Annotated in this window: 13 protein-coding genes, 7 tRNA genes and 1 riboswitch; of the genes, 18 read left to right on the top strand and 2 right to left on the bottom strand. The window is 39.2% G+C overall.

Annotation, left to right across the window (positions count from 1 at the left end; genetic code table 11):
- Window positions 1-55 precede the first annotated feature (55 nt).
- Window positions 56-166: riboswitch (SAM riboswitch) on the bottom strand.
- Window positions 167-251: 85 nt separating this feature from the next.
- On the bottom strand, window positions 252-1061 hold the full coding sequence (locus PQ511_RS04760; protein WP_273850775.1) for a DUF1189 domain-containing protein: 810 nt from the start codon (window positions 1059-1061) through the stop codon (window positions 252-254).
- A 236-nt stretch (window positions 1062-1297) separates the two neighbouring features.
- Here PQ511_RS04760 and PQ511_RS04755 point away from each other — a divergent pair, with 236 nt between their 5' ends.
- The 10 genes from PQ511_RS04755 to PQ511_RS04710 all read left to right on the top strand — a co-directional run bounded on the left by PQ511_RS04755 (window position 1298) and on the right by PQ511_RS04710 (window position 5377).
- A complete protein-coding gene (locus PQ511_RS04755; protein ID WP_273850774.1) occupies window positions 1298-2926 on the top strand; it encodes a Na/Pi cotransporter family protein in 1629 nt (542 codons plus the stop codon).
- A gap of 121 nt (window positions 2927-3047) precedes the next feature.
- Entirely contained in the window at window positions 3048-3530 is a 483-nt protein-coding gene (locus PQ511_RS04750; RefSeq protein ID WP_273850773.1) for a DUF456 domain-containing protein, read from the top strand.
- A gap of 133 nt (window positions 3531-3663) precedes the next feature.
- Window positions 3664-3738 (top strand) — tRNA-Asn (locus PQ511_RS04745).
- 3 nt (window positions 3739-3741) lie between these two features.
- Window positions 3742-3818: transfer RNA gene (locus PQ511_RS04740), tRNA-Met, on the top strand.
- A gap of 22 nt (window positions 3819-3840) precedes the next feature.
- Window positions 3841-3916 (top strand) — tRNA-His (locus PQ511_RS04735).
- A 12-nt stretch (window positions 3917-3928) separates the two neighbouring features.
- A tRNA-Ile gene (locus PQ511_RS04730) sits at window positions 3929-4005 on the top strand.
- A gap of 10 nt (window positions 4006-4015) precedes the next feature.
- Window positions 4016-4108: transfer RNA gene (locus PQ511_RS04725), tRNA-Ser, on the top strand.
- Window positions 4109-4301: 193 nt separating this feature from the next.
- Window positions 4302-4378, top strand: a tRNA-Met gene (locus PQ511_RS04720).
- Between the two features lie 75 nt (window positions 4379-4453).
- Window positions 4454-4529, top strand: a tRNA-Phe gene (locus PQ511_RS04715).
- Window positions 4530-4765: 236 nt separating this feature from the next.
- The gene (locus tag PQ511_RS04710) at window positions 4766-5377 is read left to right on the top strand and encodes a superoxide dismutase (protein ID WP_226656911.1); all 612 of its coding nucleotides are present in this window, start codon (window positions 4766-4768) and stop codon (window positions 5375-5377) included.
- 49 nt (window positions 5378-5426) lie between these two features.
- Here PQ511_RS04710 and PQ511_RS04705 read toward each other — a convergent pair whose 3' ends face one another.
- Window positions 5427-5714: a hypothetical protein gene (locus PQ511_RS04705; protein ID WP_273850772.1), complete on the bottom strand. Its 288-nt coding sequence runs from the start codon at window positions 5712-5714 to the stop codon at window positions 5427-5429.
- A 101-nt stretch (window positions 5715-5815) separates the two neighbouring features.
- On the opposite strand from PQ511_RS04705, the gene PQ511_RS04700 reads away from it, so the two are divergent.
- The 8 genes from PQ511_RS04700 (at window position 5816) to PQ511_RS04665 (ending at window position 14535) form a co-directional block, all read left to right on the top strand.
- Window positions 5816-7066: an MFS transporter gene (locus PQ511_RS04700; protein WP_273850771.1), complete on the top strand. Its 1251-nt coding sequence runs from the start codon at window positions 5816-5818 to the stop codon at window positions 7064-7066.
- A gap of 112 nt (window positions 7067-7178) precedes the next feature.
- Window positions 7179-9197 (top strand): peptidoglycan D,D-transpeptidase FtsI family protein, encoded by a 2019-nt coding sequence (locus PQ511_RS04695; RefSeq protein WP_273850770.1) that lies wholly within the window; start codon window positions 7179-7181, stop codon window positions 9195-9197.
- Between the two features lie 103 nt (window positions 9198-9300).
- Window positions 9301-11283, top strand: coding sequence for a glycoside hydrolase family 15 protein (locus tag PQ511_RS04690; RefSeq protein WP_273850769.1), 1983 nt, complete (start codon window positions 9301-9303; stop codon window positions 11281-11283).
- Window positions 11284-11359: 76 nt separating this feature from the next.
- A complete protein-coding gene (gene rpmG, locus PQ511_RS04685) occupies window positions 11360-11509 on the top strand; it encodes a 50S ribosomal protein L33 (RefSeq protein WP_048308894.1) in 150 nt (49 codons plus the stop codon).
- A 78-nt stretch (window positions 11510-11587) separates the two neighbouring features.
- Window positions 11588-12154, top strand: coding sequence for a 5-formyltetrahydrofolate cyclo-ligase (locus tag PQ511_RS04680; RefSeq protein ID WP_273850768.1), 567 nt, complete (start codon window positions 11588-11590; stop codon window positions 12152-12154).
- Complete coding sequence (locus PQ511_RS04675; protein ID WP_273850767.1) at window positions 12151-12921, top strand: DUF92 domain-containing protein; 771 nt, start codon at window positions 12151-12153, stop codon at window positions 12919-12921. The genes PQ511_RS04680 and PQ511_RS04675 overlap by 4 nt, the downstream gene beginning before the upstream one ends.
- Window positions 12918-13523: a molybdenum cofactor guanylyltransferase gene (locus tag PQ511_RS04670; protein ID WP_273850766.1), complete on the top strand. Its 606-nt coding sequence runs from the start codon at window positions 12918-12920 to the stop codon at window positions 13521-13523. Before PQ511_RS04675 ends, PQ511_RS04670 begins: the two co-directional genes overlap by 4 nt.
- Window positions 13516-14535, top strand: coding sequence for a ThiF family adenylyltransferase (locus PQ511_RS04665; protein ID WP_273850765.1), 1020 nt, complete (start codon window positions 13516-13518; stop codon window positions 14533-14535). The genes PQ511_RS04670 and PQ511_RS04665 overlap by 8 nt, the downstream gene beginning before the upstream one ends.
- Window positions 14536-14629 lie beyond the last annotated feature (94 nt).

Genomic DNA, 14629 nt, shown 5'->3' with positions numbered 1-14629 from the left:
GAGTAAGGGCAATAAAAAAAAGCCCTCTATAAGAAGAAGACTTTGGTTGCTCTTCTTCTTATCTTCCAAGTTGAGTTCAACTTGCTGGAGTTAGCACCTTTCCAGAAAATATCCGGTGGTTGCTGAAGCTTCATTGGGCCAGTCCCTCTGCTTCTCTTGATAAGAATTGAAAGTATATGGAATTTTATTGAGTCGCTTTTTTCATAATCTACATCACTTTAAAGCGAAAAGCAAGTGATTTGAGGAAATAATCAAAATTTTTCTTCAGAAGGATTGTTTGGTCGTTCATTTGTTACGCGCTTTTTGGGAAGAGGAATCTCTTTAATGGTTAGGTAAAGGAGCAATATTGCTACAAACCAATAGAGAACAAATCCAAAAGGCACGGATGTTTTTATTAAAGCCATAATGGTGAAAAACAAGGTTGGGATCGTAACCGAATAAACAGATAGGACCCAAAGCTGTTTATAAGAGGCTTTTCTGCCGGCAAGGGACTTTAGGGATAACCCAATTGTCGCTAAAACCGTAATTCCAATAAATTTAAGGCCAGTCTGGAATAAATAAATCAAAAAGATTAAGAATGGGACAAAAATAGGAAGTAAATCATCCACATTTTTAGTGAGTTCACTAACATCTTGTTTCGTAAAAGTCATTGAGCTGAAATTACTGTAATTAAACTCCTGTCTCGTTCCGTTGTCCATTACGATAATCCGATCTTTTAGAAAGGCTATAGCTGAATCGTATGAGTCCAGATCATCGGGTTTAATTCCATCTGTCGTATCAAAAATAAATGTGTTCTCATCTTCTCCTTTGATGAGTGGTTCGGACTGGTCGCTTGTTAAGGAGCCGTCCTCTAACGTGAAGTCAGGTAATTCCGACATATGTGTTTTTAGATTTTCGTAAGCATCTGTAAACGAAACGGCAGTCATGACGCCTATCGGTACGGATGATAGAAACATAAGGAGAAAGACATATAAGATTGGTTTTCCTAGTTTTTGAAACCGAAAACGCGCCATCATTTTAGGCGAGAATAGGCTATAATATAGCTGTTTAAAAATGTTCAAATGAAGAATCTCCTTTCTGGGTGAGTGAGGTTAATCCTCTAAACCAGTTTATCTTATAAAAGGAGAGGGGAACAATAAACTTGCTGAAACTTTCTTGAAATAAAGTTGATTAAATCATAATATCTTTACAATTCTATATTAACTCTTTACAAAGAGGGGAGCGATGTAGATAATAGACAAGGGACTTTGTTGAGTATTGTCGAAAAAAATAAAACATGGTGCAAGGGGTTGAAATGATGGAACTCAACGTTCAGGAGATGATCTTTCAGTTTGTGGGAGGTCTTGGTATTTTCCTGTTTGGACTAAAGTATATGGGAGATGGCCTTCAACGATCAGCAGGGGATCGATTAAGAGACATACTTGATCGCTTTACGACGAACCCATTTATGGGTGTACTCGCCGGGGTCATTGTTACGATTCTCATCCAAAGTAGTTCAGGAACAACAGTTTTAACAGTCGGGCTTGTTAACGCAGGATTTATGACTCTAAAGCAAGCAATTGGCGTTGTAATGGGAGCAAACATTGGAACAACTGTTACAGCATTTATTATTGGTTTTCCTATTAAAGATTACGCCCTTCCAATTATTGCGATCGGTTCACTATTAATTTTCTTCTTTAAAAACAAGAAAGTTAATTATGCAGGACAAATTGTTTTTGGTTTTGGAGCGTTATTCTTTGGACTTGAATTAATGAGTACAGGAATGAAACCACTTCGTAGTCTCGAAGCTTTCCATGAACTCACATTGAACATGAGTTCGAACCCGTTATTAGGCGTTGTAATTGGAACAGTATTTACAGTTATTGTTCAAAGTTCCAGTGCCACAATCGGTGTATTACAAGGACTTTATTCACAGAATGCAATGGATATCCAAGCAGCTTTACCAGTTTTGTTTGGAGATAACATAGGAACAACTATTACAGCAGTTCTTGCTTCAATCGGTGCCTCTGTTGCGGCTAGACGTACAGCACTGACTCACGTTATTTTTAATTTAATTGGAACGGCGATATTCTTAATTTTCTTGTTCGCCTATACACCATTTATTGAGTATCTTAGAGATTCGTTAAATTTGACACCAGAAATGACAATTGCATTTGGACACGGTATCTTTAATATTACGAATACGGTGATACAATTCCCATTCATTGCTGGGCTTGCATTTCTTGTTACGAAAATTATACCTGGTGATGATGCAACGATTGAATATAAACCAAAACACCTGGATCCAGTATTCATTGAACGTTCACCTTCTGTCGCTTTAGGACAGGCAAAAGAAGAAGTAATTCGAATGAGTGAATTTGCTTATAAAGGTGTTAAGGAAGCTTCTAACTATCTAATATCGAAAAGTCAAAAGAGCGCAGAAAAAACGGCTCAGTATGAAGAAGCGATTAACAATCTTGATAATAAGATTACAGACTACCTTATTCAGCTATCAGCAACTTCTCTATCAGGAGATGAATCAACACGTCACGGGATGTTAATGGACTCTGTTCGTGATATTGAGCGTATCGGTGATCACATGGAGAATGTGGTAGAACTGGTAGATTATCAAATTAGCAACAAAGTGAAAATGACGGACGTTGCTATGAAAGACCTTGATGAAATGTTTAATCTGACTCTTTCTGCACTAAATGAAGCTTTTGATGCTCTCGATAAATGGGATGTGGCTAAGGCGCAGGAAGTTGTGAAGCTCGAAGATAAGATTGACAAAATGGAAAGAACACTTCGTAAACAGCATATCCTTCGTCTAAATGAAGGTGAGTGCACGGGAAGTGCTGGAATTGTTTTTGTTGATATTATTAGTAACCTTGAGCGCATTGGTGATCATGCGGTGAATATCGCTGAAGCCGTTATTGGAGAAGAATAACCATTGGAAGCAGAGGATGGCCTCTGCTTCTTTTTATTTTTGTAGAGAATTTTTACATTCTTATATAGAAGGTAAATAGAAAATTCGATAAAATAGACTAAAGTTGAAGGAGGATGAAGGTATGGATATTCTAGTATGGGGGTTGGTCATTGCCTCTTTTGCAATTGCGTTTGTCGGATTAATTTATCCAATCATTCCAGCAGTCCTATTTATTTATGTGGGTTTTATCATGTATGGAATCTATTATGATTTCAATTCCTTGACCTTTTCTTTCTGGATCATTCAGGTGCTACTTACTCTTTTATTATTCGTGGCAGATTATGCGAGTAATTTATTTGGTGTCAAAAAGTATGGAGGATCGAAAGCCGCTATTTGGGGGAGTACAATCGGTTTGTTGATTGGCCCATTCCTTATTCCATTCGCTGGGATTATTCTTGGACCATTTATAGGAGCAGTAGTAGCAGAGTTATTGATTCATCGAAAACCATTTAAAGAGTCAGTGCAAGTTGGAGTAGGATCATTGCTTGGTTTTCTTGGTGGAGCAGTAATGAAAGGCGTGCTACAAGCAGGGATGATCATCGTATTTTTAGTCTATGTCTTGTAGTTATTGATGCTAAAATAAAAGAGTGATATAGTGTTCCTATCATTGTTTTATAATACTTTTCAATTTAATTTATAAAACGTATTGACGCTTCTTTAAAATATATGGTATATTAGTTCTTGTCGTTAAGAGATATTCCACAGTAGCTCAGTGGTAGAGCTATCGGCTGTTAACCGATCGGTCGTAGGTTCGAATCCTACCTGTGGAGCCATATGGCGGTGTAGCTCAGCTGGCTAGAGCGTACGGTTCATACCCGTGAGGTCGGGGGTTCGATCCCCTCCGCCGCTACCAATTATTTTAACGAGACAATTTGGCGGTTGTGGCGAAGTGGTTAACGCACCGGATTGTGATTCCGGCATTCGTGGGTTCAATTCCCATCAGCCGCCCCACTAATTACATAAGGACCCTTAGCTCAGCTGGTTAGAGCTGACGGCTCATAACCGTCCGGTCGCAGGTTCGAGTCCTGCAGGGTCCACCAAATGCATATCGGAGGAATACCCAAGTCTGGCTGAAGGGATCGGTCTTGAAAACCGACAGGGGCTTAGTCGCCCGCGGGGGTTCGAATCCCTCTTCCTCCTCCATTTTTTCTAAATGGTTTGTAAAAAGAATGCAATATCATCATATTCATATTGTCGCGGGGTGGAGCAACGAGCGTTACATCTAAGAATCAACTTCGAGTTGTTTCGACGGATAAGCCTCGAAGCATAACCTTGTAGAGGAAGAAACAGTGCGCTGCATAGTGTAGCAAGTGTTGCATTATTACATTCATATTATCGCGGGGTGGAGCAGTTCGGTAGCTCGTTGGGCTCATAACCCAAAGGTCGCAGGTTCAAATCCTGCCCCCGCAACCAATTATAAATTTGACTGCGTCAAATTTACTTCTGCGCTAGAGTTTAAGGCTAGTACCAAAATCGCTATACATATTTGGCTCTGTAGCTCAGTCGGTAGAGCAGAGGACTGAAAATCCTCGTGTCGGCGGTTCGATTCCGTCCGGAGCCACCACTCAATAAAGATCCCACTCGTCATAATATGGCGAGTTTTTTTGTGTTTTCTTCATAGGTATGTTTAATTCTATCCTTCGTGGGGAAAATTTACTTGTGTTGCGGTAATTCAAAGGTTTATTATTTGAAAACGCATGTAAAATCTGCTAGTGTAAACTTGTGACGACATCATGTTCAAGTGGCAATGAACGTTGCCCTGACAGCAAGTTACATATTAATTTAAGGAGGAGATTCACAATGGCTAAATTTGAACTACCAGAACTACCTTACGACTACAATGCACTAGAACCACACATCGATGAAGAAACAATGAAGATCCACCACGACAAGCACCACAACGCATATGTAACAAAATTAAATGGTGCACTTGAAGGTCATGAGGAGCACGCATCAAAAAGTCTAGAAGATCTTCTTGGCAATCTAGATGCACTTCCTGAAGGCATTCGCACTGCTGTACGTAACAATGGTGGCGGACACGCGAACCACTCACTATTCTGGCAACTTCTTAGCCCTAACGGCGGCGGAGAGCCATCTGGTGATCTAAGCGAAGCGCTTAAAAAGAAATTTGGCAGCTTTGAAAGCTTCAAAGAAGAATTTGCTAATGCTGCAGCCGGCCGATTTGGTTCAGGTTGGGCTTGGCTAGTAGTAAAAGGCGGAGAGCTTGAAGTAACAAGCACACCTAATCAGGATACTCCAGTTATGGAAGGTGTTACACCGATCCTAGGCCTAGATGTTTGGGAGCATGCTTACTACCTTAAGTACCAAAACAAACGTCCAGATTACATTAGTGCATTTTGGAATGTTGTAAACTGGGATGAAGTTGCTAAGCGTTACGAAGCAGCTAAATAAAGCTATTCAAGAAACTCCCCTGGCAGAATTGCCAGGGGAGTTTTTTATATCATTCGATCATTGTATAAATTGCTCCAAAATGATCAAGTATATAATTTATTAAAAAATCGGTGAAACTACACCCGTTTTCAAAATCGTTTGGTGAACAAAGAAGGATTTGTTTATCTGATATGGTTAATGAGATCTTTTGATTTCGATAGTTGATCCTTAAATAGTGTGTCATTTTATTGATAAAATACGAATTTCTATCTTCACTTACCTGGAGTTCAATGTGTTGAAATAATTGATCTCGAAGCATTTCATTAAGATCGTCCGTTCGATATAGAAAATAATACATAACCAGTCCCCTTTTAAACATAGTTTATCCTTTTTGATTCGTCCGCATAACGAGCAGGAATTAAGTCAAAATAAGGGTGGATGAAAAAAGGGGAGTTTCAGATGAAAGTGATAAAACATATGATTGGCGAGATAGAAGTAACAAAAGATTTATTGTTATTGCTAACAATCGGGGGTTTATATGCTCTGAGCATTGCGCTTTCAAATACGTTTGTGAATGTGTATTTGTGGAAACAGTCCGGGGAATTTGCTGATATCGGGATATATAACCTTGCTGCAGTAATTAGCCAGCCACTTACCTTTATCCTTGCAGGTAGATGGGCGAAGAAAATGGACAGAGTGATTGTCTTACGAATTGGTGTCATCTTTCTAGCTCTTTTTTATATAACCGTACTTTCTTTAGGTCAAAATGCGAGCCATTTACTGGTTTTACTTGGTGCATTACTTGGAATTGGGTTTGGTTTTTATTGGCTGGCGTTTAATGTGTTAACATTCGAAATTACGGAGCCGGAAACAAGAGATTTTTTTAATGGTTTTCTCGGTTTACTTACTTCATTTGCCGGTATGATTGGGCCGATATTTGCAGGTGTCATTATTTCAAGTCTGGAAGCATTTACGGGTTATAAAGTCATTTTTGGCGTATCACTTGCTTTGTTTTTTGCCGCTGTTATTTTAAGCTTTTTTCTTGAACGTCGATCGGCTAAAGGGAATTTTTCTTTTACGCGAGTTTTTCAAGAAAGGAAAATTAATGCTGACTGGCTAAATATCTTGCACGCTCATTTTTTTCAAGGCATACGTGAAGGAACTTTCATTTTTATTATTGTTGTGCTTGTTTTTATTACGACAGAAAGTGAACTAGCGATCGGAACATTTGGGCTAGTGAATTCTGCAGTATCTTTTCTAGCTTACTACTTGGCCACCCGTCTAATAAAGCCGAGATTCCGCAAAAAAGCCATTTTATATGGTGGCCTTATTCTCTATGCGTCTGTTTTTCTGCTCGTTACGGATTTAACGTTTGCGCGATTGTTAACGTATGGAGTGTGTATTTCTCTTGCTTATCCACTTCTCCTTGTTCCGTACATTTCTCTCACGTATGATGTGATTGGCAAGGCGTGGAATGCTGCTGAAATGCGCATTGAGTATATTGTTGTTCGTGAGGTCTACTTAAACCTTGGTCGAATTGTTTCCATTCTCTTGTTCTTAGCAGCGGTGAAGTTGTTTAACGATGAAAAAAGCATCCCCATCTTGTTATTAATTGTTGGGGCGGGACATTCGTTCATTTACCTTTTTGTGAGAAGGCTTCAACCTACTTCAGCTACAGTAGCCGACCCTTCTCCAGACCCATTACAATAGCTCATTAGTCCCTTTACTTTTTTATTATCCCTAAGTATAGTAAGAAGAAGAGAGATCAGAGGCACCTGTCTGGAACAGGTGTCTATATTTGTTTGAGGGAAGGGAGTCTATCGTGAAAGCTAAGAAAAAGAAAAATCATGTACCTTTTAGGCTAAATATATTGTTTTTAACTGTATTCCTTTTGTTTTCTACCTTAATTCTTCGGCTTGGTGTTATTCAGATTGTTAATGGAGAAGAATACGAGCGTGTTTCTGAACAAACAGAGAACGTGACGGCAGAATCAACTGCACCTCGTGGGAAAATGTATGATCGTTATGGACGCGTTCTTGTCGATAATAATCCTGAATTTGCGCTTACATATATTCGGACACAGAATACGAAACAAGCAGAAAGACTTGAATTAGCCCGAAAATTAGCAGGTTATATCGATAAAGATACAGATGATGTCATTGATCGTGATCTTAAGGATTATTGGATCGTAACGAATCCAGAGAAGGCAAAGAAAAAATTAACTGATAAAGAATGGGAAGAATTGGAGACAAGTGAAGCATATCAACTTCAAATCGACCGCATTACTGATGAGGATCTAGATGAAATTAAAAACAATCCGGAAGAGTTAGAAGTGGCAGCGATAAAAAGGGCGATGGATACTGGATATGCGTTATCATCTCAAACAATCAAAATCGGTTTGACGGAGGATGAAATTGCAAAAATCAGTGAAAATCTTGGATCGTTACCGGGTATTGAAATCCAAGCGGATGCTACGCGAGAATACCCTTATGGAGATACATTGCAAACTATTTTTGGCAGAGTAGGACCGATCCCTAAAGATGAGCTAAATTATTTTGGTTTGAGAGATTATGATCGAAACGATAAAGTTGGGATTAGCTATCTAGAAAAAGAATATGAAGAATATTTAAAAGGGCAAAAAGAAAAGCAAACGTATGTAACAGATAAATCTGGTGAACCAATAGGTGAACCGAATGTGATTGAAGGACAAAGAGGAAATGATTTGGTCCTTTCCTTAGATATTGATCTTCAAAAGAAAGTCGAAAAAATTCTTGATGAAGAGCTTAACGATGCGAGGCAATATGGAGCAAAAAGAGGATATGTTGTCATGATGGATCCGAATACCGGTGAAATCCTTTCGTTAGCAGGTAAAGAATATAGCAATGGAGAATTCAAAGACCGTACTTTTGGAGTTATCGGGGACTCGTATGCGATGGGGTCGACTGTTAAAGGAGCGACGGTGTTAACAGGTTATCAGTATGGGGTTATTAAACCTTATACAACCCTAGTAGACGAAGTATTATACTTTAAAGACGAAGGTAAAAAGTCATCCTATACAGCTAATGCAATGGGACCAATTTCAGACCTAGTTGCATTACAACGATCATCAAACGTATATATGTGGAAAGTTGCCATGAAAATGGCTGGTTATGATTATGCTCCATACGAAAGTAGTAGTTATGACCCGAAAGCCTATGATGAACTAAAAGAATCTTTCTCTCAGTTTGGTCTAGGTGTGAAAACCGGTGTTGACCTACCTGGGGAAAGTGCAGGATTGAATGGCGGTCTGAGTGAGTTCGGGAAAATTCTTGATTTTGCCATAGGGCAGTACGATACCTATACACCTATGCAAATGGCTCAATATACTTCTACTCTTGCTAATGGAGGATATCGAATTGAACCTCATATTCTAAAAGAAGTTCATGAGCCTTCTGAAAAAGATGGTTTGTCTAATACCATTCTTTTTCAAAATACCCCTGAAGTACTGAATAAAATTAAAATGAGTGAAGATGAAGTTGCGCATGTTCAAAAGGGTATGTGGATGGTAATGAATACGGCAAACGGTACTGCAGGTACACATTATCCATATTTCCAAAGTGATGATTATCAAGCAGCCGGAAAAACTGGTACTGCACAAATTGGCGATGGCTATAATTTAACACTTGTAGGTTATGCTCCTTATAACAATCCAGAAGTAGCGATCTCTGTTGTTATTCCAGAAGTGAATGATTCTTCTTCTGGCTATGTAAATAAAAAAATTGGTGGGCGTGTCTTGGATGCTTATTTTGATTTAAAAGAAGAAGCCAAGAAACCAATTGGATACAAAGAAGACGCTGAATAAAAAACCGCTAAAAGCGGTTTTTTATTTTTATATAAGAACCATGAGTAATGACCTGTCCACTTCTGCAATAGACTAGTGTAGGAGATGGATAGGGGGGAGTAAGATGCCAAGACACTTAGTCATTGGAAATGGTCAACTGCTCATTAATATGGATCAGTTTCTTCAAATTCGAGATATTTACTATCCTTATGTGGGACAACAAAATCATGTACAAGGCCATGCTAACCGAATTGGCGTATGGGTTGATGGTAAATTCTCATGGCTTCACTCATCGGAATGGGAGATCCAACCTAACTATGATCAAGATACTCTCGTTACGTACAGTACTGCTGTACATCCTCACCTTGGAATTAAATTAGTTTTTGAAGAAGGCGTGCATCAACGTGAGATGCTGATGATTCGTAAAATTACTATTGTTAATTTTGAAAATCAAAGTCGCGATGTAAGACTCTTCTTCCATCAAGATTTAAATATTTATGAAACAGAAGTAGGCGATACAGCTTACTTCTGTCCAGATACAAAGTCTGTGATTCATTATAAACGCTACAGGTATTTTCTTTTTAATGGCGAGCTAGATGGGAAAGGAATTAACCAGTACACCACTGGGGTGAAACGATTTCAGGCAGCTGAAGGCACGTGGCGTGATGCAGAAGATGGACATTTACACGTCAATCCAATTGCGCAAGGGTCAGTCGATAGCACTTTCTCACTCGAAACGAACTTAGAACCACATGAGCAAAAAACAGCTTATTACTGGATGACAGTTGGTAGGACAAAAGAAGAAGTAAGTAGCATTCATGAGTATGTGAGTGAGATTGGAACCAAATTAACGGTTGAGAAAATCCGAATGTATTGGAATCGTTGGGTAAATAAATCTGTGCTACCAGAGACTGATTTAGAGCCAGATATCCTTGCTCTTTATAAAAGAAGTTTGTTAATAGTCCGAACGCAAACAAACCAAAATGGCACGATTATTGCTGCGAACGATTCAGATATCTTACATTATAATCGAGACCACTATAGTTATATGTGGCCAAGGGACGGGGCACTAATTGCTTCTGCGATGTCTAAAGCCGGGTACCATGGAATGGTTACGAACTTTTATCGCTGCTGTACTGAACTGCTTTCAAAAGATGGCTATTTACATCATAAATACAATCCTGATGGTTCCGTAGGATCGAGTTGGCATCCTTATGTCGATCGTTTGAAGCAACCTCAGCTTCCAATCCAAGAAGATGAGACGGCTCTTGTTCTTTGGGCGTTCTGGGAACATTATCAATCGACTGGTGATATTGAATTTGCACAATCGCTTTATAAGTTTTTAGTTCGACCAGGTGCAAAGTTTCTGTTGCAGTTTATGGATGAAACGCTCGATCTTCCACTCCCTTCTTATGATCTTTGGGAAGAAAGGTTTGGTGTATTTAGTTTTACAGCATCAGCTTGCTATGGGGGGCTAATGGCAGCTCATTCGTTCGCAAGGTTGTTTGGAGAGGATGATCGTGCGGAGAGCTATTATGAAGGGGCAGAGCGGATTAAAAAGGGGATTGAGACACATCTTTATGACGAAAAAAGTTCCTGCTTTTTAAGAGGGCTTTATCGTAATCAGGAAACAGGTGAAATAACGAAAGATTACACGATTGAAAGCAGCCTGTTTGGTTTATTCGCATTTGGGGTTTTTTCTGCTGATGATCCTCGAATAATTCGCACGATGGAACAAATCGAAAAAAAACTTTCTGTCAAAACGAGCATTGGTGGAATCGCACGGTATGTTAGTGATTATTACTTCCAACAATCGCAGAATGTTGAAGAAGTACCGGGGAATCCATGGGTTATCTGTACGCTGTGGATGGCTAAATGGAAAATTTCTCGTGCTCAAACGCTTAAACAATTACGTGAGGCGAAACATCATATTGATTGGGTATATAAGCAGGCCCTTTCAAGTGGTATACTACCAGAACAGGTCCATCCTTATTCAGGGAAACCTCTATCCGTTGCCCCGCTTACATGGTCGCATGCTACGTTTGTGGATGTGGTGAAAGACTACCTTGAAAAATATGTAGCACTTTCCACAACAAAAACAACTTGATTGAATGAGATATGTTTGTTATCATAATAAAGTATGTTGTTAAATGAACAGTTTGATAGGATTTGGAGGGATATTCATGCGCGTACAAATTACATTGGCTTGCACTGAAACAGGCGATCGTAACTACATCACGACGAAGAACAAACGTACTAACCCTGATCGTCTTGAACTTAAAAAATACAGCCCAAGACTTAAAAAGCAGACGTTACATCGCGAAACTAAGTAAGCAGTAGGATATCCTACTGCTTTTTTATTTGCACATTTTCCCGTAGACTAGTAAGAGAGGAAATGAGGAGGAATGATGATGCAATCAAAACATGAGTGGCGAACGAATATGAAATTGAAAATAAACGAAATTCGTGCTGAAGAAAAAGCACTTCTCGATCAACAAATTTTAAACCGCCTCTATACATATGAACCTTATAATACAGCAGAAACCATTGGGTTAACAGTTGCAATGAAAGGTGAAATTAATACAAAAGAAATTATTGAAAAAGCATGGGAGGATGGCAAAAGAGTAGCAGTACCAAAATGCGATCCTAAGACAAAACAGATGACCTTTCATTATCTAACAGAGTGGGATCAGTTAGAGAGTGTGTATTTTGGTCTGGAAGAACCACGTCCAGATCAAACAGCGCTATGTCCTCCTGAGGAAATAAACCTATTGCTTGTACCAGGGCTTATTTTTGATCGGCATGGCTTTAGAATCGGATTTGGCGGAGGCTATTATGATCGATACTTGAAAAAGTATTCAAACGCAACTGTTTCGCTTGCTTATGAGTTTCAACTCGTTGAAAAAGTACCAACCGAATCGTTTGATTTACCCGTACAAGCCATTATTACAAATGAACAAATTGTTAACATAATATGATTATTTATATTTTTATTAGTGCTCTGACAGGTTTTCTAGGTTACAAAGTCCAAGCGCTTTCAAAAAAAGGTGCACTTGCGGCTACAGGTGTTGGGTGTATGATTGCGCTTGGATTTGCCTGGAAAGGACTTTTGCTTCTCGGGATCTTTTTTCTATCTTCCACGGTATGGAGTAAATATCAATCTGAACAAAAAGGTGGTATTGAAGAAATCGTAGAAAAGGGTGCATCGAGAGATCAGTATCAGGTTCTTGCTAACGGTGGGGTGGCTGCTTTAGCTGGAGTGATGATGGTCATTTTTCCTAAAGAGGTATGGACGTTCATTTTTTTAAGTGCGATTGCCACTTCTAATTCTGATACGTGGGCCTCTGAACTTGGTGTTCTCTCAACACGAAAACCACTTCATATAAAAACTTTGAAAATCGTTCCTGCAGGGACTTCTGGGGCAGTAAGTATGCTAGGTGTCGTGGCATCTTTTCTTGGATCTGCTTTAATAGGTGTAGTCGGTTCTTTCGTTTTTGACCTCTCCTATCAAGCAGCAGCTGTTGTGACGTTTGCTGGTTTTGTCGGTTGTTTAAGCGATACGCTGATTGGAGCTACCATGCAGGAGGAGTTTCAATGTCTACGTTGTGGAACAAGAACTGAGAGGCGCACTCATTGTGGAAAGCAGACGGATAAACTTAGTGGCGTAAAAGGTTTTAATAATGATGTAGTTAATTTCGCTTCTTCCGTTATTGGTGCTCTTATAGGAGGTGCATGGATATTATGAGAATAATAGGTATATTGCTTGCAGGAGGAGAATCTCGAAGGTTTGGATCTCCAAAAGCATTTGCTTCCTTTCACAATAAACCCTTTTATCAAGCGGTTCTTAATCAACTTTATCCCGTAATAGATGAAGCGATCATTGTTACGAAAGCAAATTTATTAGAGAAATTCATTTTGGAAACAGCTGGAGATCTGAAAGTGATAAAAGATGAGGACGTTTTCCAGGGGATGGGGCCACTAGCAGGTATTTATTCTGGGATTATGCATACGAGTGGGGATTATTATTTTGCAGTAGCTTGTGATATGCCGTTAGTAACAGAGGGTTTATTTTCGTTTCTAATACAAGAACTGAATAAACACCCTACTGCTATGGCGGTGGTACCTGTCAGTTCTGATAGACGTCAGCCTCTTTGTGCAATTTACCATTCTTCATGTCAACCAATTATCGAACAACTTCTTATATCAGGGAGAAAAAGAATGAACGATTTACTCGATTCCATTGATCCGCTTTATGTCGAAGTTGAGAATGACAAAAATCAATTTTTAAATGTAAATACAAAAGAAGAATATAACCTGGTCAAAAAAGGAGACAGATTAAATGGGTGACTTTAAAAGATATTCTAGACAAATGCTTTTTACCCCTATAGGCGAAGAAGGGCAAAAGAATTTCAGTCAATCACGCGCCCTTATTGTTGGCATGGGGGCACTTGGCACCGCTATAGCCAATCACCTTGTTCGTGCTGGATTTGGCTATATAAGGATTGTTGATCGTGATTATGTTGAACAAAGTAATCTCCAAAGACAGATGTTATTTGATGAAGAGGATGTGGCTTCAGCGCTACCGAAAACAATTGCTGCAAAAAAGAAACTTGAAAAAATGAACTCCTCTGTTGAAATAGAAGCGATGGTAGTGGACGTTAATGCAAGCAATGTCAGCAAGCTAATAGAAGACGTAGACTTTGTTATGGATGGCACCGATAATTTTTCAACACGATTCCTTCTGAATGACGCTTGTTTCAAATATAATATTCCGTTTGTTTATGGTGGTGCAGTTAGTTCAAGAGGAATGACAGCACTATTTGTTCCAGGAGAAACACCTTGTCTTCGTTGCTTTATTCAGGGAGGTGAAGGAACGACAGGGGAGACTTGCGATACAATCGGTGTGATCTCTCCCATCGTAGATATTATTGCATCGTATCAGGTAACGGAGATTATGAAATATATAGCTGGTAATCGTGAGAAGCTTCATAGAAGCCTAGTAACAATGGATATATGGCACAATCACAATTATGCAATGAAATTTTCATCACCCAAAAAAGGATGTCCAACTTGTCAAACAAATGAATATCCATCATTAAAAAGTGGAGCAAAGCAGGATATCACCTCACTATGTGGGAGAGAAACGATTCAAATCCAGTTGGAAAGTCACTTTGACTTAAAAGAATGGGCATTAAAGCTAGAAAAAACCTCAAAAGTGAAGAAAACCCCCTTCTTACTAAAAGCGCAACTTGAAGAAGGAGAAAAGCTCGTGCTATTCCCAGATGGGCGGGTACTGATTCAAGGAACAGAAGATCGTGGTCGAGCAAAAGCACTCTATACAAGGTATATTGGTATGTAAAAAAGCATCAGCCCTGTGGCTGGTGCTTTTTTACATCTTCATTCTTATCCTTGACATCCCTCAGATTCAATTATAGAATAACCATATTACTTAA

The organism is Guptibacillus spartinae, from assembly GCF_028610625.1.
Lineage (GTDB): Bacteria > Bacillota > Bacilli > Bacillales > Guptibacillaceae > Guptibacillus > Guptibacillus spartinae.
Note: the sequence above shows the minus strand (reverse complement) of the source record. Positions and strands in the feature narration are given on the sequence as shown.

Coding starts and splice junctions, on each gene's coding strand:
- PQ511_RS04755 (WP_273850774.1), top strand. CDS start 1,298: ATGGAACTCAACGTTCAGGAGATGATCTTTCAGTTTGTGGGAGGTCTT.
- PQ511_RS04750 (WP_273850773.1), top strand. CDS start 3,048: ATGGATATTCTAGTATGGGGGTTGGTCATTGCCTCTTTTGCAATTGCG.
- PQ511_RS04710 (WP_226656911.1), top strand. CDS start 4,766: ATGGCTAAATTTGAACTACCAGAACTACCTTACGACTACAATGCACTA.
- PQ511_RS04705 (WP_273850772.1), bottom strand. CDS start 5,714: ATGTATTATTTTCTATATCGAACGGACGATCTTAATGAAATGCTTCGA.
- PQ511_RS04700 (WP_273850771.1), top strand. CDS start 5,816: ATGAAAGTGATAAAACATATGATTGGCGAGATAGAAGTAACAAAAGAT.
- PQ511_RS04690 (WP_273850769.1), top strand. CDS start 9,301: ATGCCAAGACACTTAGTCATTGGAAATGGTCAACTGCTCATTAATATG.
- rpmG (WP_048308894.1), top strand. CDS start 11,360: ATGCGCGTACAAATTACATTGGCTTGCACTGAAACAGGCGATCGTAAC.
- PQ511_RS04680 (WP_273850768.1), top strand. CDS start 11,588: ATGCAATCAAAACATGAGTGGCGAACGAATATGAAATTGAAAATAAAC.
- PQ511_RS04675 (WP_273850767.1), top strand. CDS start 12,151: ATGATTATTTATATTTTTATTAGTGCTCTGACAGGTTTTCTAGGTTAC.
- PQ511_RS04670 (WP_273850766.1), top strand. CDS start 12,918: ATGAGAATAATAGGTATATTGCTTGCAGGAGGAGAATCTCGAAGGTTT.
- PQ511_RS04665 (WP_273850765.1), top strand. CDS start 13,516: ATGGGTGACTTTAAAAGATATTCTAGACAAATGCTTTTTACCCCTATA.